Origin of the sequence: Streptomyces sp. NBC_01241, assembly GCF_041435435.1 — a bacterium.
In the GTDB taxonomy this organism is placed as follows: Bacteria; Actinomycetota; Actinomycetes; order Streptomycetales; family Streptomycetaceae; genus Streptomyces.
In genome coordinates this window covers 8,736,031-8,759,176 of record NZ_CP108494.1, presented here as the reverse complement: position 1 = coordinate 8,759,176, position 23,146 = coordinate 8,736,031, and the positions used below count along the sequence as shown (strand labels likewise).

Sequence of the window (23,146 nt, the reverse complement as noted above, 5' to 3'; positions counted from 1 at the left end):
CACTGGGAGATTCCATTGAGACTGCACCGCTTTCCCTCGGCAGGCCTTTTCTGTGTCCTTGCCGCGGCCGCGCTGGGACTCAGCGCATGCGGCCTGACCAGCGCAGATGGGGCAAGCAATAGCGGGAGCAAGGCCGCGACCGCCGTCTCGGCACAGGATGCCGGCGGTCTCGACACTCTCGTCGCAGCCGCGAAGAAGGAGGGCAAGTTGAACGCCATCGCCCTTCCTCGGGACTGGGCGAACTACGGCGAGATCATCGACACCTTCGAGAAGAAGTACGGGATCAAGGTCGAGGTCGAGAACCCCGACGCCTCCAGCCAGGACGAGATCGCCGCAGTCACCTCCCGCAAGGGACAGGACCGGTCTCCGGACGTCATCGACGTGGGCAGCGCCTTCGCCATCAGCGCGGCCCAGCAGAACCTGCTGGCGCAGTACCGCGTCTCAGCCTTCGACCAGATCCCGCAGGAGCAGAAGGACGCTCAGGCACGCTGGTACAACGACTTCGGCGGCTACGTCTCGATCGGTTGTGACGCGGCCCGCGTCAAGAAGTGCCCCAAGACCTTCGCCGACCTGCTCGATCCGCAGTACAAGGGCCAGATCGCGCTGACCGGCAATCCGACGAAGTCCGGCTCGGCCTTCGGTGCCGTATACGCGGCGGCACTCGCCAACAAGGGCTCCTTCGACGACATCAAGCCCGGCCTGGACTTCTTCGCCCGCCTGAAGAATTCCGGCAACTTCAACCCTGTCGAGTCGAGCCCTGCGACCATCCAGAAGGGTGAGACGCCGATCAGCATCAACTGGGACTACCTCAACGCCGGATACGTCGACGAACTCCGCGCCAAGGGCGTCGACTGGAAGGTGAGCGTCCCGGCCGACGGCGTGTACGCCCAGTACTACTCGCAGGCCATCGTGAAGTGGGCACCGCACCCGGCCGCTGCCCGCTTGTGGCAGGAGTTCCTCTACAGCCCCGAAGGCCAGAACCTGTGGGTCAAGGGCCACGCCCGCCCCGTGCTGATGCCCTCGATGCAGAAGGCCGGCACGCTCGACACCACCGTCGCCGCCAAGCTCCCGCAGGCACCCGGCGGCAAGACCGCCTTCCCGACGGAGGATCAGGTCAGCAAGGCCAAGCAGGACGTCGTCCAGGGCTGGGGCCGGGGCGCCGGCGTATGAGTACCCTCCAAACAGTCGCCAGAGGCGACAACCCGACCCGCTCCTCCGGAAGCAGTACTCGTGCGGGTGCCGCCCGGCGGTGGCGCCTTCCTCGCTCGGCAGGCTGGCTGGGTGCCGTGCCGCTGCTCCTCTTCGCCGCCTTGGTGTTCGGCCTGCCCGCCGGGACGATGGTGTTCGGCGCGCTCACGACGCCCGAAACTGTGCCCGGCGGGGCCCGCTTCACCGGCGCAAACATGAGCGCCTCACTGCACGGCCCCTACCTGACCGCGCTCATCGGAAGCGTCAAGCTCTCCGCCGTCTCCGCGCTGATCGCCGCGGTCGTCGGTCTGCCGGTCGCCCACGCGGTCGTGACCTCGCGATTCCGCGCGCTGCGCGAGGCGGTCCTGGCCGGGGCGGGCGTTCTGGCGAACTTCGGCGGTGTGCCACTCGCGTTCGCTTTCGTGGCGACGCTCGGCAACGCCGGGGTGCTGACGACCCGCTTCCACCTGCTCGGCCACGGCTGGAATCTGTACAGCTTCTGGGGCCTGACCCTGGTCTACCTCTACTTCCTGATTCCGCTCATGGTCCTCACGCTCGCCCCCGCTCTGGAGGGACTGCGGCGGCAGTGGCGCGAGGCCGCCCACAACAACGGCGCAAGCACCTTCCGGTACTGGATGCACGTCGCCCTGCCGATTCTCATGCCATCGCTGCTCGGCGGCTATGTCTTGCTGTTCGGCACCGCGTTCAGTGCGTACGCGACGGCCGCCGCGATGGTCGGCAGCTCGGTACCGCTGGTCACCATGCAGATCGCGGACGCGCTGTCCGGCAACGTCCTGGTCGGCCAGGACAACGTCGCCCTGGCGCTCGGCGTCGACATGGTGCTGGTCGCGGGGCTTGTCATGGCCGTCCAGGTGCCGTTGCAGCGTAGGAGCACACGATGGCTCGCTTGAACAGGACCGGATACGGGCGCAGCGCCGTACTGCTGCTCACCGGTGCGTACTTCCTCGTCCCAATCGCATGCGCCATCGCCTTCAGCATCGGAATCGGCGCCCCCCGCCAGGCCCTGAGCTTCGAGGCCTACACCGGCATCTTCGGTGCCGACGGCTTCACCGACAGCCTCACTCTGACCCTGAAACTGGCCGCGGCCACCATCGCGCTGGTTCTGGTGCTGCTGGTGCCCGCCTTGGTCACGGTGCGGCTGGCCGCGCCGCGTCTACGCACACTCGTCGAGATCGTGTGCATGCTGCCGCTGGTCGTACCCGCTGTCGCCCTGGTCGCCGGAATCAGCGCGGTGCTGCGCTGGGGACCGGACCACTTTGCCGGCACCCCGCTCTTCCAAGCCATGGTCGCGCTCCAGAACCCGCAGTTCCCCATGGTTCTGGTGCTCGCCTACACGCTGATGGCGCTGCCGCTGGCGTACCGCACACTCGACGCCGGGTTCGCCGCCATCGACCTGCGCGTGCTCGTCGAGGCTGCACGGTCCTGCGGGGCGCCGTGGCCGCGCACCCTCATCCATGTCGTGCTGCCCAACCTTCGCGGGGCCCTGCTCAACACGGCGTTCCTGACCCTCGCACTCGTCCTCGGCGAGTACACCGTCGCCGCGGTCCTCGGCTATCAGCCGTTCGCCGTGTGGATCGTCGCCACCAGCGGCTCGCAGGCGCAGATGTCGGTGGCCGTCTCGATGGTCGGCCTCCTCGTCACCTGGATGCTGCTGCTGATGATCAGCGCCGCCGGACGTACTCGCCGCCCCAAGGAGAACTCATGACCGACCTTCTCACCGATCCCGAAACCGTCAGGCCGACGCGGGCCGGTTCAACCGTGGAGTTCCGTGGGCTGCGCCGCACCTTCGGCACCACGACGGCGCTGGACGGACTGGACCTTGAAGTCCGCCCCGGCGAACTCCTGGCACTGCTCGGCCCGTCCGGCTGCGGAAAGACCACCGCCTTGCGCACGGTCGCCGGCTTCGAGCGGCCCGACACGGGCAAAGTGCTCGTGGACGGCGAGGACATCACGCATGTTCCCGCACACCGCCGCGAAGCGGGCATGGTGTTCCAGTCGTACAGCCTCTTTCCGCACATGACAGCCATCGACAACGTCGCCTTCGGGCTGCGGATGAGCGGGACGGGCAAAGCCGCGCGGCGGGCCCGCGCCGCGGAACTTCTGGAGCTGGTCGGGCTGGCGAACCACGCCGCCCGCTTCCCGCGCCAGCTCTCCGGAGGCCAGCAGCAGCGCATCGCGCTGGCCCGGGCTCTGGCACTGCGGCCACGCGTACTGCTGCTCGACGAACCGCTGTCCGCGCTCGACGCTCAGGTGCGGCTGACGCTGCGCGAGGAGATCCGTCGCCTCCAACAACAACTGGGCATCACGACGCTGTTCGTGACACACGACCAGGAGGAGGCCCTCTCCATGGCCGACCGGGTCGCCGTGATGCGCTCCGGGAGACTGGAGCAGTGCGCGCCTCCGGCAGAGCTGTACGAACGCCCTGCGACCGCGTTCGTCGCCAATTTCGTGGGGGTGATGAGCCGGATACCGGCCCGGCCGGGGGCGGACGGCACGACCGTGGGCGCGTTCGGCCGCACGCTACCGGTCCACGGGACGCTACCAGGCCCCGTCGGGACCGACGGTGGAAGTGGCGACGTGGACGTACTGGTACGCCCGGAAGCGATCGGGGTCACGGCGGATGGCGATGGCACGTCCCAGGTCGTGGGCGCGACATTCCTGGGCGCGACGACGAGGCTGACCGTACGGCTGGCCGGAGGCGCGGAGGTGATGGCGGACGTGGCGACTCACTCGACGGCCGGACTCCCCGTCGGTGCGAAGGTGACGCTGACCCTTCCGGACCGCCCGGTGCTGGTGGATCGCCACAGCTGGGGAAACGGCGGTCGCAATGGAAGCTGACGGCTCCGGCCGATTCTCGATCCGACCACGCCGTACGAAGCCGTCGTTTCAGACCGAACCAACCGACCTGTCCGGCCTTCGACGCAGAGAGCCTCCGCTTCCGCCCGTTCGCCACGCACCGGAGAAACTCCTCATGAACCATCGCAGGGCCACACCCGGCCTTCCCGCTGCCGTGCTGTTCGACATGGACGGCACACTCGTCGACACCGAGAGGCTGTGGTGGGCGGCCGTGGAACAGGTGGCAGACGGGATCGGGCGGCAGCTGACCGACGCCGACACGCATCATGTGCTGGGCCGGCCGGCCGCACACACCGCAGATCACCTGCACCGCACCGGCGGGCCGGCGGTCCCCGCCCCTGACGTGCTCGCCATCGAACTGGATGCGGCGTTCGCCGCCCGAGTCGCCTGCGAGGTCGTCCCGCGACCGGGCGCGCTGCGCCTGCTGGACGAACTGGCCGCGGCCGGGGTCCCCACGGCGATCGTCTCCGCGTCGCCGCGCCATGTCGTCGACCTCGTGCGCAAGGCCCTGGGCGAGGAGCGGTTCGCGTTGACAATCGCCGTCGAGGACACGGTCCACACCAAGCCGGCGCCTGATCCGTACCTCGCCGCGGCCGCAGCCCTCGGCGTCGATCCGCGCGCCTGCGTAGTCGTCGAAGACACGCCCACGGGTGTCGCCGCGGCCGAGGCCGCCGGGTGCATGGTGCTGGCCGTGCCCTCCACCGTACCGATCCCGTCCGCAGCACGGCGGACGGTCCTCGACTCCCTGGAGCGGGCCGATGTGACCATGCTCGTATCCCTGTTCACGTCCGCGGAAAGGAACTGACTCCATGGACGACATCCGCCACGTCGTGATCCTCATGCAGGAGAACCGCAGTTTCGACCACTACTTCGGCACGCTGAACGGCGTGCGCGGGTTCGACGACCGTCAGGCTCTGACGTTCCCGAACGGCGACAGCGTCTTCCGTCAGCCCGCCCTCTCCCGGACCGACGGCGGCTTCCTGCTGCCCTACCGGATGGACTCCACGAAGTTCAACGCGCAGAACGCCGACGGCCTGCCGCACGACTGGGAATCCGGTCACGATGCCAACAACAACGGCGCGATGAACCGCTGGACATCGGCCAAGGGTGAGCAGAGCATGGGCTACCTCACCCGTGAGGACATTCCCTACCAGTACGCGCTGGCCGACGCGTTCACACTCTGCGACGCCTACTTCTGCTCAATGGCCGGACCCACCAGTCCCAACCGCCTCTACCTGTGGACCGGCACCGTCGGCCCGGGCCGGGACGGCACGACCGGCCCGTGGATCGACAACACCCCGCTTCCCGACAACCCGGTCTGCGACTGGACCACCTACGCAGAACGCTTGTCGGCCGCCAACGTCACCTGGCGCGTTTACCACACTCCCGGACTGGACGAGCGCCACGGCAACTACGAGGACAACGCCCTGGAGTACTTCGCCCGGTTCCACACCTTCGACAAGGACGACCCGCGCTACATCAATGCGATGACGAAGTGGGACCTGTCGGCGTTCGACGCCCACTGCAAGGACGGCACGTTGCCGACAGTGTCCTGGCTGGTCTCTCCGTATCTGTTCTGCGAACACCCGACCGCCAGCCCCGCTTACGGCGCCCACTGGGTCAACACCGCCCTTCAGTCAGTCTTCGCCAACCCGGACGTGTGGCGGCACACCGTCTTCCTCGTCATGTACGACGAGAACGACGGCTACTTCGACCACATGGTGCCGCCGTCCCCGCCCGCCGCGACCCCCGAGGAGTTCGTGGACGGGCAGCCGATCGGGCTGGGCAACCGCGTACCCCTGTGGGTGATATCACCGTGGTCGCGCGGCAGCTGGGTCAATTCCCAGGTCTTCGACCACACCTCCGTCCTGCGCTTCCTGGAAGTCGTCACCGGCGTGCGGGAACCCAACATCTCGGAGTGGCGTCGCGCCGTATGCGGCGACCTCACCAGTTGCTTCGACTTCGCCCTGCCCGACTTCTCGATCCCCGCACTGCCGGACACCCGGGCGCTGGTGGAGCAGGCCGACGCGGCGATGGAACTGCCACCGGTGGAGCTCCCGGCACCGGGCACACAGGTCATGCCGACACAGGAACCGGGCGGTGCGCGTCCTCACCGGGCGCTGCCGTACCGCCCATGGGCCGACGTCGCTGTGGACCGCGCCACCGGCAAGGTCACCTGCACACTCGCCAACGAAGGAACGGTCTCCTTCCACTTCACGGTGTTCCCGAACATCGCGCGGCCGTTCGCCGGTACGCCGTTCACTGTCGCGCCGCGCAGCACTGCCACCTACGTGTGGGATGCCGTACGCACGGACGGGCGCTACGACTTCACCGTTCACGGCGCCGACGGCTTCGTCTGCCGATTCGCCGGAACGGTGACCGGAGTTGATCAGAACGACGCTGCCGCTCCTCGGGTGACAGGGGTCCTGCGGGGCGGCAAGCCGGAGAACGCCTCGGTCGAGTTGCTGCTGGCCAACGACGGTGGTTCGGAGGTGTGCTTCACCGTCGCCCCGAACGACTTCGGCGGCACGGAACACACGCAACTGCTCGGCCCGCGCGAGAAGGCGGTCCTGAACTGGCCCACGGACAGCGGGCGGTACGACATGACCGTCACGGCGGACGGAGGCACGGGCTTCGCCCGGCGGTACGCGGGGACAGTACACGCGGCCCCGAACACGATTACGGCTGATGTCTCGTGATCCGTTGATTCCAGCACGCTCTGCTCGTCCAGCAGGTTGCGTCCTCGGCAAGCACCGCCTGGCAGAGAGCCGCCGCACCCCGCCCCGCATCCGAGGAGCCGCCCCATCCGGCAGCACCGGTTCGAACACGCCGAGACGGGTACTGTGCTCGTATGTGACTCATGCACCACGGCACTCCTGCCGACCTGACGGACCCTGTGGTGCCCGCCCCTCCGACACCGCAGCGGCAGGCACCACAGCATACGAACCAAGCTGCCAGGGGCGCGGGCATCGTGCGGCATCGAGCGGGTCCCAACGGCCCTGCGGGCCGGCACGCTACCCGTCCTGGACGCCACAGGGCTGCCCATCGGCCCACCGGTCGCCCGTCCTGGCAAGGTGGTGTGCATCGGCCTCAACTACCGCGACCACGCCGAGGAGACCGGCGCCGCCGTACCGGAGCGTCCCGTGAGGAGCTGTGACGATGAGCGAACACATAACTGGTGACCGGTGGGGCCGCGATCGGTCAAGTGGCGTCACCACGTTCGGGCATGGGGCGACTGCTGAGCGCGCAGTGTGCGCCCCCTTCCAGTAGTTGTTCTACCTCGCGGTGGGCGGAGTCGACGATCGCGCGGACGCACTGCGCGGCGTCGTCCGGGCGTCCCTCGGCGATGGCCTCGGCCACCTCTGTATGGCGGCGTACTGCGTCCGTGTCCACGTGGTCCGGCATCAGAGGAAGGTCGCGGCGGGCAACAAGCAGTTCCTCGGTGACTTCGGAGAGCTGGGCGAACATGCCGTTTCCCGACGCGTTGAGCAGAGCTCGGTGAAAGGCCAGGTCTGCCGCTATGAAGCCCTGGGTGTCATCGGTATGGGCGATGCTCTCCATCGTCCGGGCGAGTTCGACGAGCGTATTGCGGGTGTCAGGCGAAGCGCCCACTGCCGCGAGGGCAGCGGCACACGGTTCCACGGCGGCCCGCAGTTCGGTGAGTTCGCGCAGCTGCGCGCTGCGGAAGGGGGAGGCCAACCGCCATCGGATGACCTGGGGGTCGTAGAGGTTCCATTCGGCCATCGGCCGCACGGTGATGCCCACACGGGGCCGGCTGGTGACGATCCGCTTCGACTCCAGGACCCGGACGGCCTCGCGTGCCACGGTTCGGGAGACTCCGTACCGGTCCTGTACGTCTTCGAGACGGAGAACCTGGCCAGCACGGATCTCCTGCGCGGCGAGGGATTCCCCGATCCGCTCGACCACCTGACCATGCAGCCCGTGCAGTTCCACGCTACTCCTTGTCAACGAGCCTCGGCGAGTGTGCGCAGGAGTGTGCTCACCCGTTCACCGGCGCTGCGGGCACCCCCCGATGTCAGGGCCGAGCCCATGCCGCAGGCCACTGCACCTGCGGCTATCCATTCCGGCGCGTTGTCGATTGTCACACCTCCCGTGGGTAGCACCGGCGCCTGGGGGAGCGCGGCACGCACATCGCGCAGCCAGGAGGGTGAGACGGCCGAGGCCGGGAAGAGCTTGAGCGCGTCAGCACCTTCTTCCAGGGCGCGCACCATATCGGTGGGTGTCGCGACGCCGGGGAAGACCGGGACTCCGTAGCGGTGGCCGGTGCGGATGACCTCCGGGTGGAGGCTCGGTGACACGAGGAAGCGGGCGCCCGCTTCGACGGCGGCGCGTGCGGCGGCCGTGTCGATGACGGTGCCCGCGCCGAGCAGCGCATCAGGGTGGGTCTCGGCGAGGCGGGCCAGGGCGGTGAGGGCACGTGGGGTGGTGAGGGCGATCTCTACGGCGTGCAGTCCGGCGTTCAGCACGGCTTCCGCTGCGGCGACGGCTTGCTTCGGTCCTGCGGTGCGGATGATGCCGAACACGCGCTGTGCGGTGACGGCCTGGGTGGTCTCCCATTGGTACATGATGTTCGTACTCTCCTGCTCCTGAAGTGGTGCGCCGCCGGTGGGTGGCGTCAGCGGATGACGGTTTCGCCGCTGGTGCTGGTGAGGGCAGCCAGGGCGCGGTCGAGGCCGACGCGGTCGGGCAGGCCGTCCGTGTCGGTTGGGCATTGGACTACCAGTGCCGCGACAGCGGCGGCTTGGCGCAGGCACTGATCCGGGCCGTGACCGTGCAGCAGGCCGGAGAGGAAGCCTGCGGCAAAGGCGTCTCCCGCTCCCACGGGGTCGGCGACCGGGACTTGGAAGGCGGGCTGGCGGCACGCTTTTGCTTCGCGCATGAGACAGGTCGCTGATTTGTCGCGGTGTTTGACGACGATCGTTCCAGGGCCCATCCCCAGAAGGGAGGCCGGGTCTGGAACGCCCAGTAGCTCCAGTTCGTCCTCGCCTGCCAGCACCACGTCCGCGTGGGCCAGCAGCGGACTGATGACCTCGCGCCAGCGGTCCGGTGAGCCGAGCTTGTGGCGGATGTTCGGATCGAACGAGAGGACCGCTCCGGCGGCTCGGGCCAGTTCGACCAGACGCCATGTCGCCCGGTTCGCCGAGGCCGACAGCATCGGGGTGATCCCGGTGATGTGTACCAGTCGTGCCCCCTCGAACATGTGGGGCTCCAGTTCGTGTGGCGACAGCCGGGACGCGGCCGAACCCGCACGCAGGTACTGCACGTCGATCGCGCGCGCAGGGTGACTGTCACGTATGAGGACCCCGGTCGGAGCCTCGGGGTCCGTCACCGCGTACGAGGTGTCCACGCCCTGCGCGCGCAGTTGGGCCAGCACGGCCCGCCCCGCCGGATCGTCACCGACGCGGCCGAGCCAGCGGACGCCATGTCCGAGCCGGGCCAGGCCCGCCGCCACATTGCTCTCGGCGCCCGCGATGGAGCGGCGGAACGAGAGCGCGTGTACCAGCGGCACCCCTGGTTCGGCCAGCATCAGGAGCATGGTCTCGCCGCACACGACGACTTCGGCGCTCATCGAGCAAGCTCCGGTACCAGGGTGGCGAACTCCGCGCAGAAGCGGTCGATCATTCTCAGCTCCTCCTCGTCCAGCAGGTATCCCGGCACCCGGCAGTGCGCGGACGCGAACCAGCCACGGCGCACGGAGATCTCCTTCTCCACGGCGATGATCAGCTCCACGTTCTGCATCCAGTACGAGAGGTAGGGCAGCATCCGGGTGTGCAGGGCGACGGCCTCGGCCTCGTCGCCGCGCTCCCAGCGCTCCCAGAGTTCGACGTACAGCTCGGTGAAGGAGCAGCCCGGCTGCACGCCGACCGCCCCGCGCCGCAGGGCGTCCGGCAGTTGCAGACCGGCGTAGCCGACCAGCGAGGGCAGCGGACGTGGCCCGGCGGCCAGAGCCGCGATCAGCCGGCCCGGCGGGGCGGACTCGACCTTGACCCAGCGCAGATTGGGGTGCTCGGCGGCCAGCCGGTGCAGGGTGGGTGCGTCCAGCGCCGTTCCGGTCTGCGCCGGGGCGTACTGCACCACAACGGGCAGTGGATCGACGGCGGTGAGTACCTCGCGCAGATGGGCCGTGACGGCATCCTTGGAGGGCGCGAGGAAGTGCGGCGGGAGCAGGTTGACGGCGTCGGCCCCGAGTTCGGCGGCCCGGAGCGCTTGGCGGACCGCGGACCGGGTGGCGTGGTCCGGCACGGAGACGATGGCGGCCACATCGTGGCGCTGCCGGGTCCGCCGCAGGAGAAGCCCAGTGAGCAGTGCCCTCTCCTCTGGGTCGAGTTTGTGGAACTCGCTCGCGAAGCCCGGGAACATCAGCGAACCGACCCTAGCCGCGAGTACCCGGTCCACCACCGTGGTGAACCCGTCGGGGTCGAGCTCTCCGTCATCGTGGAACGGGACTTCCAGGACGGGCGAGACGCCGCGGACCAGCGTGTCGAGATCCTTGTGGACAGGTGCGGACATGTCGATTCCTCAGAAGGCTTGGCGGGGCGGGGGCGAGTCGGTCGCGCCGACGAGAAAGTCGAGGTCGGCGCCGGTGTCGGCCTGGGTGACGTGTTCGGTGTAGAGGTAGGTCCAGCCACGGGTGACGGGCGGTTTCGGCCGCTGCCACGCGGAGCGCCGCCGGTCCATCTCGGTCTCGTCGATCAGCACGTCGAGCCGTCGGCCGGGGACGTCGAGCCTGACTTGGTCGCCGGTGCGGACGAACGCCAGCGGACCGCCGACCGCCGCCTCCGGCGCCACGTGCAGAACGCACGTTCCGAAGGCCGTTCCGGACATGCGGGCATCGGATACCCGCACCATGTCCCTGATCCCGGCGTCCAGCAGCCTCTTCGGCAGCGGCAGGTTGCCCACCTCGGGCATGCCCGGGTAACCGCGCGGGCCGGTGTTGCGCACGATGAGCACCGTCTCGGCGCGGACATCGAGTGAGGGGTCCTCGGCAACGGCGAGGTAGTCCTCGATGGAGTTGAAGACGAGAGCGGGGCCGGTGTGGTCCAGCAGGTGCGGCGCGGCGGCCGACAGCTTGATGACGGCACCGTCCGGGGCGAGGCTGCCGCGAACCACGGCCGTCCCCCGTCCCGCGGGCAGCACCGGGTTGTCGAAGGCCCGGATGACGTCGCGGTCGTACACCTGCGCACCCACGCAATTGGCCGTCAGGGAAAGGCCGGTGACCGTCACCGTGTCCTGGTGCAGAGCGTCCCGCAGGTCGTTGACGAGCGCCGGCAGTCCTCCGGCGTAGGCGAACTCCTCCATCAGGAAACGCCCGGAGGGCATCAGGTCGATGAGCAGGGGAAGTTCGGCGCCCAGGCGGTCGAAGTCGTCGAGTTCCAGGGGCACCCCCAGCCGTCCGGCCAGGGCGAGCAGGTGCACCACCGCGTTGGTGGACCCGCCGATCGCCGCGTTGATCCGGACCGCGTTCTCGAAGGCCGCCCGCGTCATGATGCGCCGCGGGGTGAGATCGCTCCCCGCGAGCGCCACGGCCCGTGCGCCGGTTTCTTCTGCCAGCGTGCCACGCCGGGCGTCCACGGCCGGCAGCCCGGAACCACCGGGCAGCATCATGCCCAGGGCCTCCGTCAGGCAGGCCATGGTGGAGGCCGTGCCCATGGTCATGCAGTGACCCGCGGAACGGTTCAGGGACGACTCGAACTCGGTGAACTCCTCCTGCGAGATCGTCCCGGCGCGCAACTCCTCCGTCATCCGCCAGATGTCGGTGCCGGATCCCACGTTCCGGCCCTTGAACCGGCCGTTGAGCATGGGGCCGCCTGTGAGGACGATGGCGGGTACGCCCGCGCTGGCCGCGCCCATCAGAGCCGCCGGCGTCGTCTTGTCGCACCCGGTGAGCAGCACGACGGCGTCGATCGGATTGGCCCGGATCTGCTCCTCGATCTCCATGGCGGCCAGGTTGCGGTAGAGCATCGACGTCGGCCGCAGGAACGGTTCGCCGAGAGACATCGCGGGAAATTCCAGGGGGAAGCCGCCCGCCTGCAGCACACCGCGCTTCACGGCGTCGGCGAGGATCTGCAGGTGTCCGTTGCACGGCGTCAGTTCGGAGAACGTATTGCAGATGCCGACGACCGGGCGGCCGTCGAAGTTGTGACCTCCGCGCCCCATGGCCCGCAGGTGGTGGCGGGCGATGAAACCGTTCTTACCCCCGTCGCCGAACCACGCACGGCTCCTGAGCCCCGCTCCGCCCGTGGCGGGATCTGCGGCTGACGGTGTCTCTGGCTCTGTCATGGGTGGCCCTCCGATGGGGGTGCGGCGACGAGGGGCTGACGCCCGAGACCGCGCTGTGACCGTGCAGGGGCTTGCCCTGCCGACGGATTTTAATGATGCTATCAAATGACGATCGCGTGTGGATGGGCCGGAAGAGGTCGGTCCCCGGCGCCGGAGGGGTAGTTCGTGGACGCAGGTCGATGGGCGGAGCAAGCCCTTCCGCGTGCGGCCGGCCGCTCAGCCGACGGAACGTGCCGACGCGACCCGTCACCACCCCACCCGTTCTCACCACTCGACCCCGGCAGCGCGATACGCGACGGTCGCGGCCGGCTCAGAAGGAGTTCCCCATGAATACTTCGTCCCGTCGGCGCATCGCCGTCGCCACCGGACTGCTGCTCACCCTCGCTCTCACCACGGCATGCTCCTCGGGCAAGGAGTCCTCGGGCGGCGACGCGGTCGGGAAGGCCGACGGCAAGATCTCCCTCACCTATCTGCAGAAGCAGGGCGATCAGGAGTACTTCGTGGGCGAGGCCGCCGGTGCCAAGGCGAAGGCCGAGGAACTCGGCATCGATCTCAAGGTGGTCAATCTGGGCAATGACGCCAACAAGACGGTCAGTGAGGTGCAGTCCGCCGTCGCGCAGAAGACCAAGGGCATCATCATCGTCGTCCCCGACCCGGCCGTGGGGCCGCAGGTTGTCCAGACCGCGAAGGACGGCAACGTCGCCCTGCTCACCTCGGACGACCAGATCTGCACCAACGGCCCTGCCCCGGCCTCCTGCGGCAAGGACGGCCTGGTTCCCCGGATCGGGTTCAGCGGCGCGCAGATGGGCGGCGAGGTCGGAAAGCGTGCCGCCTCCGAGTACGAGAAGGCCGGCTGGAAGGCCGCCGACACACGGGTCATCTCGGCCTGGAAGCAGGACGTCACCGTCTGCGGCGACCGGGTCAACGCCGCCAGGAAGGCCTTCGACGCCGCGGTGCCCGGCGTGAAGACCATCAACGTGGCCACCGACAACACCCCCACCGGTGCCCAGGACAAGATCGCCGCGACGATCACCGCGAACTCCAAGGTGAAGAACTGGGTCGTCTGGGGCTGCAACGACGAGAACGCCATGGGCGGTGTGACCGCCCTGCAGAACGCTGGCATCGGCCCCGACCACGTCATCGGCGTCGGCCTCGGCGCCTACCTCGCCTGCAAGGAGTGGCAGTCCGACAAGAAGAGCGGCATGAAGGCGGCCCTCTTCATCAACGGCAAGGATGTCGGCGCCCTGGCCGTCCAGACCATGTACGACAAGCTCAAGAACGGCAAGGCCTTCCCGCAGGAGGCCTTCGCCCCCACCACGATGGTCGACGCCTCCTCCTGGAAGGACTCCGGCCTCACCTGCAGCTGAACCGTTCCGGCCCGCGGCTGCCCCCGCCGCTGACGCCGCGGGCCGACGGCAGTCCCGCAGACCGGCCCCACACCCATGACCACACCGCGCGCCATGCCTTCGAGGTGAACCGAAACATGACCAGAGCCTCCCAACCGCCCCCCGGCCGGGGCCCTTCCACGACACAGCCCACCACAGCACCGGCGTCCCCGTCCCTCGGCATCGCGGACGTCACCAAACGGTTCGGAGCGGTGCGGGCGCTCGGCGGCGTCACGCTCGACTTCCCGCGCGGGCAGGTCACCGCGCTCATGGGCGAGAACGGAGCGGGCAAGTCGACCCTGCTCAAGATCCTCACCGGGGACCACCAGCCGACCGAGGGAAACGTCGTCCTCGGCGACGAAGCGGTGGTGCTCGACTCCCCGGCCAGGGCGCGGGCGGCGGGCATCCGGATCATTCCGCAGGAACCCGAGATCATCCCGCACATCTCGGTCGCGGAGAACGTCTACGCCGGCGCGCTGCCGCGCAAGGCCGGCAGACGATTCGACCGAGCCGAACTGCGCCGCCGGATCGATGCGGACCTGGCCCGGCTCGGCTTCGCCGACGTGCTGGACCCGGACCTCCTCGGCTCACAGCTGACCCCGGCCCAACGCCAACTGGTCGAGATCATGCGCGCCCTCACCGGCAGCACGACCGCGAAGCTGATCGCCTTCGACGAACCCACCTCCTCCCTGGCCGAGCACGAGGTGGAGGCCCTGTTCGCCCTGATCCGGAGGCTGCGCGACGAGGGCATCGCGATCGTCTACGTCTCGCACCGCATGCAGGAGATCTTCCAGCTCGCCGACCGTATCGCCGTGCTGCGCGACGGCACCTTGGTCGGCGTGCAGGAGGCGAGCACGACGAACGAAGCGGCCCTCGTACGCCTGATGGTGGGGCGCGACCTGTCCGCCATGTTCGTACGACAGCGCGTGGAAACCGACCGCCTCGTTCTCGACGTCAGGAACCTCACCACCGACGACGTGCACGACATCTCGCTCCAGGTCCATGCCGGCGAAGTCGTCGGCCTGGCCGGCCTGATCGGAGCAGGGCGTTCCGAACTGGCCCTGGCTCTGGCCGGCGATCAGCCCGTCCACAGCGGCAACGCCACCGTTGACGGCGTCCCCCTGCCAAGCGGCCGGCCCGGCGCGGTGATCCGGGCCGGCCTGGGGCTCGCGCCGGAGGAACGCAAGGCACAGGCGCTGTTCCTGCAGCAGTCCGTCCGGGCCAACATCTCGCTGGTGGTCCTCGACCGGCTGCGACGCTTCCGCTTCGTACGCCGCACCGCCGAGCGGGAGCTCGCCCAGCACTACACCGACCGGCTCAGAGTGCGTACACCCTCGGCCGATCACGAAGTACGCAAGCTGTCCGGCGGCAACCAGCAGAAGGTCGTCCTCGCCCGGTGGCTGGCGCACAAACCCAAGGTGCTGATCCTCGACGAGCCGACCCGCGGCATCGACGTCGGCGCCAAGGCCGAGATCTACCAGATCATCGCCGACCTCGCCGCCGAGGGCGTCGCCGTCCTCGTCATCTCCTCGGAGCTGCCCGAGCTCCTCGGTCTCGCCGACCGTGTGGTCGTCATGCAGCAAGGACGCATCACCGGCGAACTCAGCCACGACGAAGCCACCGAAGAATCCATCCTCGCCCTCGCGATGGCCCACGACATCATCGGCGTCAGCACCCCCGGAGCCACCTCATGACCCTCACCAGCCCTCCCTCCCCGGCCGTCAAGGGGCCGTCGGAGGTTCCTGCCGCCTTCCGGCCGAAGCTGCTCGCCCGTATCAGCGGACAAAACATCAGCCTCGTCGGTGCGCTCGTCGTCGTCCTCGTGCTGTTCGGGGCGCTCAACGACAACTACCTCAGCATGTCGAACATGCAGGTGATCGCCGAGGCGGCCACCATCACGGGCCTGCTCGCCATCGTGCAGACCGTGGTGATCATCTGCGGAGGGCTCGATATCTCCGTCGGCTCGCAGGCCGGTGTGGCCTCCGTGGTCAGCGCGATGGTCTTCACCAGTACCGGAACCAACGCCTTTCTCGGCATGGCGGCCGCCGTCGCGGTCGGCCTGCTCATCGGCGCCCTGAACGGTCTGGTCATCGTGTACGGCCGGGTCAATCCCACCATCGCCACCCTGGCCGGTCTCGCCGCCTACAAGGGCCTCGCCCAACTCCTGTCCGACGGACGGGCCCAGGGGTACGTCCTCAACGACGACATCTTCATCTTCCTCGGCCGCGGGAAGATCGCCGGTCTGCCCGTCATGGTCTGGATCCTCGTCGTCGTCGCCCTGGCCGTTCATCTCCTGCTCCGCTACACCGACATCGGCCGCAACATCTACGCCATCGGCGGCAACGACACCGCCGCCCGCCTCGCCGGCATCAACATCAACAAGTACCTGATCTTCGTCTACGCGCTGATCGGCGTCGTCGCCGCCATCGCCGGCATCCTTCTCACTGCCCGCACCGGGTCCGGCCAGCCCACGTCCGGCAGCGAGGGCCTCGAACTCAAGGCGATCACCGCCGCGGCACTCGGCGGCGCGGCACTCAAGGGCGGCAAGGGAGGCATCGGCGGCACCCTCCTGGCCGTCGCCCTCCTCGGGGCCCTGGAGAACGGACTCACCGTCCAGGGCATCAACTCCTTCTGGCAGAACGTCGCCCAGGGAGCCCTCCTGGTCATCGCCGTCGTCATCCAGCAACGCCGCAGCGGCGAACGCGCGGTGGGGCTTCCCGGCTGACCAACCCGGCGAAGCCGCGCCGGCCGCCCGCCCCCCAGGATTCACCTCGGTCCTCGCGAAGGGAGGAGGAAGCCCCGGAGATTCCACGCCCCACACTCGTCCAGTTACTTAGCAGCCTAGTTGCCAAGAAGGGTTTGACGTGACGTTCTCTCACCGCCGCACACCTTCGGACCGCACGGACACCGCAGCGCAGACCGGTGCCCTCACTCGTCGCAATGCGCTGAAGGGCCTGGCGGCAGCGGGATTCCTCGCCGTCGCAGGTGACGTCTTCCTTGCCGCACCCGCCCATGCCGCCACGGCGCCGCCCGTGATCCCGCCCCTGCCCGAGACGGTCTCCGGAGTACGCACTCCGCGCGTTCCCGTCACCTCCGGATGGCGCTGGACGTCCAGTCCTCCGGCATCGTTCTGGACGTCCGGGACCGACACCTCCTCGTGGCACCCGCTCGACGTACCGGGGGAGCCCGCGCTCCAGATCGAACCCGTACCCTCGGACACCGAATGCGCGTACACGGTCGAGGTCGCCGTCCCGGCGGACTTCGCGGGCAAGCGCGTCATGCTCCGTTTCGACGGCGTCTACAGCTATGCCCGGCTGTGGGTCAACGGGACGGCCGTACGCACCCACGACGGCGGCTTCACCACGTGGTACGCCGACATCACCTCCCTGGTGACACCGGGCCGCAAGGCCGTGGTCACGCTCGGCGTCACCGACCGGCCGACCAGCATCGCCGGCCAGTCCGACTACGCCCACCACAACATCGGCGGCATCCTGCGCGAGGTCACCCTGGTGGCCCTCCCCGCCTCGCATCTCACCAGGCTGCATGCGGACACGACCTTCGACAGCGCGTACAAGGATGCGACGCTCACGGTGACCGCGGCCGCCGCCATCCAGCCCGGGCAGAGCGGAACGGTGAAAGTCACCCTCACCGACCCGGCGGGGCGGTCGGTGGCGATCGCACCCTCGAAGATCACTCTGACCGCCACGGATACCCAGCGGCAGGCGGTGATTCCGGTCAGGTCCCCGCTCAAATGGGACGCGGAACACCCGCACCTGTACACCTTGAAGGCGACGTTCACCGCCGGAGGCGTCTCACAGACGGTGACCCGGGCGGTCGGATTCCGCCAGGTCAAGGTCGAGGGCAACCAACTGATCGTCAACGGCAGGCCCGTGCACCTGCTGGGCGTCTGCCATCACAGCATCACGGAGAAGCAGGGCCGTTCGACCACCCCGGACATGGAGGAGCGGGCCGCCCGGCTCTACAAGGAGGCGAACTGCAACTTCATCCGGACCTCGCACTACCCGCCGACGCCGGCCCTGCTCGACTGGGCCGACCGCCTCGGGCTCTACGTCGAGGTCGAGGCGCCCGTCTGCTTCCAGCAGAGCACGGTCGACGACCCCGCCTATACCGAGCAGTACATGACGCAGTTCGCCGAGATGATCGAACGTGACCGCAGCCACGCCAGCGTGATCGAGTGGTCCGTCGGCAACGAGAGCGGCATGGGGCGCAACTTCGCCTCGGAGAACACCTACGCCCACGAGACGGACCCCTCACGCCCGACGCTCTTCGAGGACATGCAGCAGCACAACGGGGGTGACCAGACCGACATCTACAGCGGTCACTACCCCAGCCTCCAGAACGCCAACGGCAACGCGGGCCAGCCCATCCAGTACGGCGAGTTCGCCCATGTGCCGTGCTACAACGTGGGGACCCTGAAGGAAGACCCCGGGGTGCGTGACTACTGGGGCCACAGCATCGCGAAGCTGGCCGCCAAGTTCCGTGCCACGGACGGGGTCGTGGGCGGCGCCATCTGGGCTGCCATCGACGAGGTGTTCCATCTGCCGGACGGGCCGGTGGGATATGGCGAATGGGGCATCATCGACCTCTGGCGGCGCCGCAAGCCCGAGTTCTGGCTCACCAAGAAGGCCTACTCTCCGGTCCAGATCGCGGACGGGGTACTCACCGGTCTGACCCGCGGAAGGCCGATACGGGTCCCCGTCATGAACTGGCACGACCACAGCAACCTCGGCGAACTGACGGTGAGCTGGCGGGTCGGCAACCGGTCGGGCACCCTCCGCGGGGTCGACATCGCGCCCCGGAAGAGCGGCACGCTGACCGTTCCGGCCGGTGCCTGGTCCCCGGGCGACACCCTGCGGCTCACCTTCCGGCGCGGCACGGCGCTCGTGGACGACTACCGCTTCTCGCTCAACGCCCGGGCGAAGCCGTCGTTCCCGTCCGACCACGGCACAGTGCCCACGGTCGGCGAGAGCGCGGACACGATCACGGTCACGGGTGTCGACGCTCCGTTCACGGTGGTGTTCGACAAGCACACCGCACGGCTCACCGAAGCGACCGCTGACGGAACCGTGGTCCTCACCGGGGGGCCGGAGCTGGTGATCTCCCGTACGGTACCCGGTCAGTGGGTGGGGGAGTCGGCGAGCGTGGCCACCGCCGACGGTCAGGTGACCGTCACCCTGACGGGGAGGTTCGGCACCATCGGCACCACGATCAGGATGGCTGTGAGCCCCCGTGGCCTGCTGACCACGACCTACACGATCGCCAACCCGCCCTCCGGCCAGGTCAGCGACGTCGGCGTACGGTACGTCCTCGCCGACGGCACGGACACCCTCAGCTGGCAGCGGGACGCCCAGTGGACGGTGTACCCCGATGACCACATCGGCCGGGCCTCCGGCACCGCGACCCGCGGCCGGTCCGCCGGTGCCGACGGATACCGCACGAAGCCGGACTGGTCGTGGTCCCAGGACACCCACAGCTACTTCCTGTTCGGCAAGGACAGCGCCGCACACTGGACCAATGACTTCCGCAGCACCAAGGCGCAGGTCAGGGTAGCCAGGGCCACCACGGGGAAGGCAGGCCCGGGAGTGCAGGTCGAGTCGGACGGCGACGACTCGGTCCGGCTCGCACCGATGGAGCCGGCCCTGATCGACGACGCCTCCACGGACATCGTCTACACCGGCGCCTGGACCCACGCGGACGCGAGCGCGGGCTACACCGCCGGAGACCTGTTCGGCACGGAGTCCTTCACCGACGCGGCGGGAGCGACGGCGGAACTGACGTTCACGGGTACCGCGGTCGGCCTCTACTCCGCCCGGGCCGACAACCTCGGCATCGTGAAGATCTCGGTGGACGGTGGGCCCGCGGAGACCGTCGACCTCTACGGACCGGGCAAGGTTCCGGCCCAGCTCGTCTTCCGGAGCGCATCATTGGCGTACGGCCGGCACACCGTCAGGGTGGAGTGCACCGGCACCAGGAACGCCGCGTCCAAGGGTGCGTTCGCGCTCATTGACGCGTTCCAGGTGGTGGACCCGGTCATCGACAACGCTTCGGAGAAGGTCGTCTACAAGGGGTCATGGACCCATGCGGACTCGACCGGGACAAGGTCGGACGACGACCTCGGCAGCACCGAATCCTTCAGCAGAAGCGCGGGTGACACGGCGACCGTCAGGTTCTGGGGCACGGGCGTCCGCGTCGTCTGTCCCAAGGGACCGAACCAGGGCATCGCGGAGATCTCCGTCGACGGCGGTCCCGCCACCGAGGTGGACCTCTACGCACCGGGCAAGCCGTTCCAGCAACGGGCGTTCGAGCGCACCGGTCTGACCGAGGGCGAGCACATCGTCCGCGTGCGGGTGACCGGCCGCAGGAACGCCGCTGCCACGGATGCCCATGTGGTCCTCGACGCGTTCGAGACGCTGACGAGCGACCTGTTCCCGCACCGGGCTCCCGGAGTCGCCCTGATCGTCAGCGCCCGCATCAACTACCCGGACCTGGCCTGGGGCAACTACATCGATCCCGCGATCACGCTGCCGGCCGGCTGGAGCGGCACGGCACGGGTGCGACTGCTGCCCTGACAGCTGTCCGGGCGGCGCCAACCGTCCCGGACCACCGCCCGGGTCGCAACCGACCCGGGTGAGCGGTCCGGGACGCCTCACAGTCCGAGGTCGTGACCGGTCTCCGCGAGGTGGGCGGTCATGGCCTCGGCCGCACGGTCCCCCTCGCCGGCGGCGATCGCGTCGGCGATGCGCCGGTGCGCCTCGACCGTGGCCTCCTGCCCCGCGCCCCGGCGCTCCCGGCCGTGGTAGCTCGCCCTGCGGGAGTCGAGCAGGATCCCGTTCATCGCCGTGAGGACGAAGGAGAAGAGGCCGGATGCCGCCAGTTCCGCCACGGCCTGATGGAAGGCGAGGTCCGCGGCGATGAACGCCTCCCGGTCACCGGCCGCGCCACCCATCGCGTCCAGTGCGCGAACTACGTCCGTCATGGAGCCCTCACCCGTGGCGACCCGCACCGCGGCGCGCCGTGCGAGCTCCGCCTCGATCACGCGCCGGGTGTCGAGCAGGTCCACCATGTCCATCGAGTTCTGGCTGAGGCGGAAGTCGATGATCTGCTCCAGGACAGCGGGAGCGGGGACCGCCACACGTGCACGCCTGCCCTGGCTGGAGACGAGGACACCGCGGGCGACCAGGGTGCGGATCGCCTCACGCACGGCAAGACGGTTGACGCCGTGCCGCTCGGCGAGTTCACCCTCGGCCGGGATCTCGTCACCCGCGCGCAGACCGCGCAGCGTGATCTCGCCGATGATCTCCTGCGCCACGTGGTGGCTCAGTGTCGTCCGCCCGATCGTCATGCGCTCACTCTCTCACCTTCCGGAAACACGGTCCGGGCCGTCTTCCGATTCCGAACCCCTGATCTCTTGGCAGCTTAGCTGCTAAGTTCGGTCGTGCCCGCATCCGAGCGACACGCCGAACGAGGCCCCGCGGCGGGGAATCGCCCGGCCGCCCTGCGGGCTTCGTGACCCACCTCGACGGCACCGCGCGCCACGCGCGGAACGGAGGACCGACATGACTGATCTGACCGGCGAAGTAGTACTGGTGACCGGTGCTGCCCGAGGCATCGGTGCGGCCGTCGCCACCATGGCGGCGGCGGCCGGCGCACGGGTGGGAGTGCTGGACATCGACGGCGGGGGCGCGCGGGAGACCGCGGCCCTCATCGGTCCGGCAGCGGCCTGGGCGGCATGCGACATCACCTGCGAGGACCAGGTCCATGACGCGGTGACCGCACTGCGTGAGGAACTGGGCCCGGCTACGGGCCTGGTCAACAACGCGGGACGGAACTCCTACGCCGACGTGGTCACCATGACCACCCAGCAGTGGGACGAGGTGTTCGGGGTCGACCTCAAGGGGGCGTGGCTCATGGCCAGGGCCGTCCTGCCCGCCATGACGGCTCAGGGACGGGGCGCGATCGTGAACATCGCCTCTATGCACGCCACGATGACCTGCCCCGGCATGTTTCCCTACGCCTCGGCCAAGGCCGGCCTGGTCGGCCTGACCCGCAGCATGGCCCTCGAGGTGGGACCGAGGGGAGTCCGGGTCAACGCGGTCAGCCCCGGCTACATCGAGACCGATCTGCTGGCCGAGTACTTCGACCAGGAGAAGCCCGAGGTGCGCCGGGAGGCGGTGGCCAAACACATCCTCGGCCGGCTCGGCACCCCCGACCAGGTCGCCTCCGTGGTCGCCTTCCTCCTGTCCGACGCCGCGGGCTTCGTCACCGGTGCCGACTGGGCCGTCGACGGAGGCGTGTCCGCCCGGTTCGCCTGAGAAGCGGATGCCGGATCCCGCCGCGGTGCGGTGGCGCTCAGAGCATGGCGGTGCGGGAGCTGCGGGTGTTGGTGACCGTCACGGTCGCGGTGTCCGAGCGGTAGCGGTCCTCGGACCATTCGACGGGGGTGCCTTGGGAGTCCGTCGTCAGGCGCCGCTCCCTGAGCAGCGGGAAGCCCTTGGGGACGTCCAGCAGCTTCGCGTCCAGGGCGTTGGCGGGTACGGCGTCGAACGTGTGCCGGGCCGAGTGCAGATCCACTCCCTGCTCGGTCAGTAGGGCGTAGATGGAACCGGCGTCCAGATCTGCGGAGATCAGCGGGCGGCCCACCGACTCGACGTACGTCATGCGTTCCAGCATCGCGGGGCGTCCATCGAGCAGGCGCAGCCTGACGAGCTGGACCGCGAGGTCATCCGGGTTGATCTGCAGGGCCGCGGCGATCTCCGGTTCGGGGCGGCGCAGCGCGATCTCCTGCAGCTTCTGACCCGGGGAGTAGCCGGTCAGTTCCGCACGGCGAGTGAAGGACAGGAACGACTCGAACGGCTGGGTGGGAACAGTGTCCAGCACCACCGCCCGCTTGCCCTGCCCGCCACCGATGACCCCCTCGTCACGCAAGGTGGCGAGGGCCTGCCGGACCGGTCCTCGCGACGCCGAGAACTCCTCGCAGAGCTGGGACTCGGACGGCAACGACCCACCGACCGCGAGGTTCCCGGAACGAATCCGATGACGGAGTTCGGCTGCGATGGTCCGGTGCAGAGGGGTGGCCATAGACTTGACCTTACAGGTCTCGCTCACCTTCCTCCGGTCCCCGGTCAGCCGGCCGTGCGGGTCCTCCCGGCGCTGCCACCTCGGGCGCTTCCAGGTGATTTGGACCGGACTGCCCGCCAGCCACGCATGGTTCGACCGGTCGTATGGCCGACCGCGGACCTCGGGTACGACCACCTGGGCGTCGTCGGCGAACAGCCTCTGCATCCTCTGTTCACCCAGAGTTTCGCTCCAGCCTCGAAAAGATGTCTATATAGGTTGCTTACTCGCTTACAAGTAATCGTGACGGATTGGGTTGA

Annotated in this window: 18 protein-coding genes; 11 read left to right on the top strand and 7 right to left on the bottom strand. The window is 69.0% G+C overall.

Annotation, left to right across the window (positions count from 1 at the left end):
• The first annotated feature begins 9 nt into the window (after positions 1–9).
• The 6 genes from OG306_RS39745 to OG306_RS39720 all read left to right on the top strand — a co-directional run bounded on the left by OG306_RS39745 (position 10) and on the right by OG306_RS39720 (position 6,764).
• Positions 10–1,170 carry an ABC transporter substrate-binding protein gene (locus OG306_RS39745; RefSeq protein ID WP_371666310.1) on the top strand — a complete coding sequence of 387 codons (1,161 nt, stop codon included), beginning with the start codon at positions 10–12 and terminating at the stop codon, positions 1,168–1,170.
• Entirely contained in the window at positions 1,167–2,099 is a 933-nt protein-coding gene (locus tag OG306_RS39740) for an ABC transporter permease (protein WP_371666192.1), read from the top strand. The genes OG306_RS39745 and OG306_RS39740 overlap by 4 nt, the downstream gene beginning before the upstream one ends.
• Positions 2,087–2,914, top strand: coding sequence for an ABC transporter permease (locus OG306_RS39735; protein WP_266751622.1), 828 nt, complete (start codon positions 2,087–2,089; stop codon positions 2,912–2,914). The genes OG306_RS39740 and OG306_RS39735 overlap by 13 nt, the downstream gene beginning before the upstream one ends.
• Positions 2,911–4,047 carry an ABC transporter ATP-binding protein gene (locus tag OG306_RS39730; RefSeq protein WP_371666191.1) on the top strand — a complete coding sequence of 379 codons (1,137 nt, stop codon included), beginning with the start codon at positions 2,911–2,913 and terminating at the stop codon, positions 4,045–4,047. The genes OG306_RS39735 and OG306_RS39730 overlap by 4 nt, the downstream gene beginning before the upstream one ends.
• Positions 4,048–4,180: 133 nt before the next feature.
• Complete coding sequence (locus tag OG306_RS39725; protein ID WP_266751619.1) at positions 4,181–4,870, top strand: HAD family hydrolase; 690 nt, start codon at positions 4,181–4,183, stop codon at positions 4,868–4,870.
• 4 nt (positions 4,871–4,874) lie between these two features.
• Positions 4,875–6,764: a phosphocholine-specific phospholipase C gene (locus OG306_RS39720; RefSeq protein ID WP_266751617.1), complete on the top strand. Its 1,890-nt coding sequence runs from the start codon at positions 4,875–4,877 to the stop codon at positions 6,762–6,764.
• 502 nt (positions 6,765–7,266) lie between these two features.
• Here OG306_RS39720 and OG306_RS39715 read toward each other — a convergent pair.
• Genes OG306_RS39715 through OG306_RS39695 form a run of 5 tightly spaced genes read right to left on the bottom strand, consistent with a single transcriptional unit; the run spans position 7,267 to position 12,366 of the window.
• Positions 7,267–8,019, bottom strand: a complete 753-nt coding sequence (locus OG306_RS39715; RefSeq protein ID WP_266751615.1) for a FadR/GntR family transcriptional regulator — start codon at positions 8,017–8,019, stop codon at positions 7,267–7,269.
• Positions 8,020–8,030: 11 nt separating this feature from the next.
• Positions 8,031–8,651 carry a bifunctional 4-hydroxy-2-oxoglutarate aldolase/2-dehydro-3-deoxy-phosphogluconate aldolase gene (locus OG306_RS39710; protein ID WP_266751614.1) on the bottom strand — a complete coding sequence of 207 codons (621 nt, stop codon included), beginning with the start codon at positions 8,649–8,651 and terminating at the stop codon, positions 8,031–8,033.
• Between the two features lie 50 nt (positions 8,652–8,701).
• On the bottom strand, positions 8,702–9,655 hold the full coding sequence (locus tag OG306_RS39705; protein WP_266904202.1) for a sugar kinase: 954 nt from the start codon (positions 9,653–9,655) through the stop codon (positions 8,702–8,704).
• A complete protein-coding gene (locus OG306_RS39700) occupies positions 9,652–10,596 on the bottom strand; it encodes a dihydrodipicolinate synthase family protein (RefSeq protein ID WP_266751610.1) in 945 nt (314 codons plus the stop codon). The genes OG306_RS39705 and OG306_RS39700 overlap by 4 nt, the downstream gene beginning before the upstream one ends.
• A gap of 9 nt (positions 10,597–10,605) precedes the next feature.
• Positions 10,606–12,366, bottom strand: coding sequence for an IlvD/Edd family dehydratase (locus tag OG306_RS39695; RefSeq protein ID WP_266904204.1), 1,761 nt, complete (start codon positions 12,364–12,366; stop codon positions 10,606–10,608).
• 326 nt (positions 12,367–12,692) lie between these two features.
• Between OG306_RS39695 and OG306_RS39690 the strand changes: the two genes are divergently transcribed.
• The 4 genes from OG306_RS39690 to OG306_RS39675 all read left to right on the top strand — a co-directional run bounded on the left by OG306_RS39690 (position 12,693) and on the right by OG306_RS39675 (position 20,341).
• A complete protein-coding gene (locus OG306_RS39690; RefSeq protein ID WP_371666190.1) occupies positions 12,693–13,733 on the top strand; it encodes a substrate-binding domain-containing protein in 1,041 nt (346 codons plus the stop codon).
• Positions 13,734–13,849: 116 nt separating this feature from the next.
• Positions 13,850–15,445 (top strand): sugar ABC transporter ATP-binding protein, encoded by a 1,596-nt coding sequence (locus OG306_RS39685; RefSeq protein WP_266751605.1) that lies wholly within the window; start codon positions 13,850–13,852, stop codon positions 15,443–15,445.
• Positions 15,442–16,476 carry an ABC transporter permease gene (locus OG306_RS39680; RefSeq protein ID WP_266751604.1) on the top strand — a complete coding sequence of 345 codons (1,035 nt, stop codon included), beginning with the start codon at positions 15,442–15,444 and terminating at the stop codon, positions 16,474–16,476. The genes OG306_RS39685 and OG306_RS39680 overlap by 4 nt, the downstream gene beginning before the upstream one ends.
• Before the next feature lie 139 nt (positions 16,477–16,615).
• On the top strand, positions 16,616–20,341 hold the full coding sequence (locus tag OG306_RS39675; RefSeq protein ID WP_266751602.1) for a glycoside hydrolase family 2 TIM barrel-domain containing protein: 3,726 nt from the start codon (positions 16,616–16,618) through the stop codon (positions 20,339–20,341).
• Between the two features lie 77 nt (positions 20,342–20,418).
• On the opposite strand, the gene OG306_RS39670 is transcribed toward OG306_RS39675, so the two are convergent.
• The gene (locus OG306_RS39670; RefSeq protein WP_266751601.1) at positions 20,419–21,114 is read right to left on the bottom strand and encodes a FadR/GntR family transcriptional regulator; all 696 of its coding nucleotides are present in this window, start codon (positions 21,112–21,114) and stop codon (positions 20,419–20,421) included.
• Between the two features lie 214 nt (positions 21,115–21,328).
• Between OG306_RS39670 and OG306_RS39665 the strand changes: the two genes are divergently transcribed.
• On the top strand, positions 21,329–22,084 hold the full coding sequence (locus OG306_RS39665; RefSeq protein WP_266751599.1) for an SDR family NAD(P)-dependent oxidoreductase: 756 nt from the start codon (positions 21,329–21,331) through the stop codon (positions 22,082–22,084).
• 37 nt (positions 22,085–22,121) lie between these two features.
• Here the strand turns inward: OG306_RS39665 and OG306_RS39660 are convergent, their stop codons facing one another.
• Positions 22,122–22,850, bottom strand: a complete 729-nt coding sequence (locus OG306_RS39660; RefSeq protein ID WP_266751597.1) for a GntR family transcriptional regulator — start codon at positions 22,848–22,850, stop codon at positions 22,122–22,124.
• Positions 22,851–23,146 lie beyond the last annotated feature (296 nt).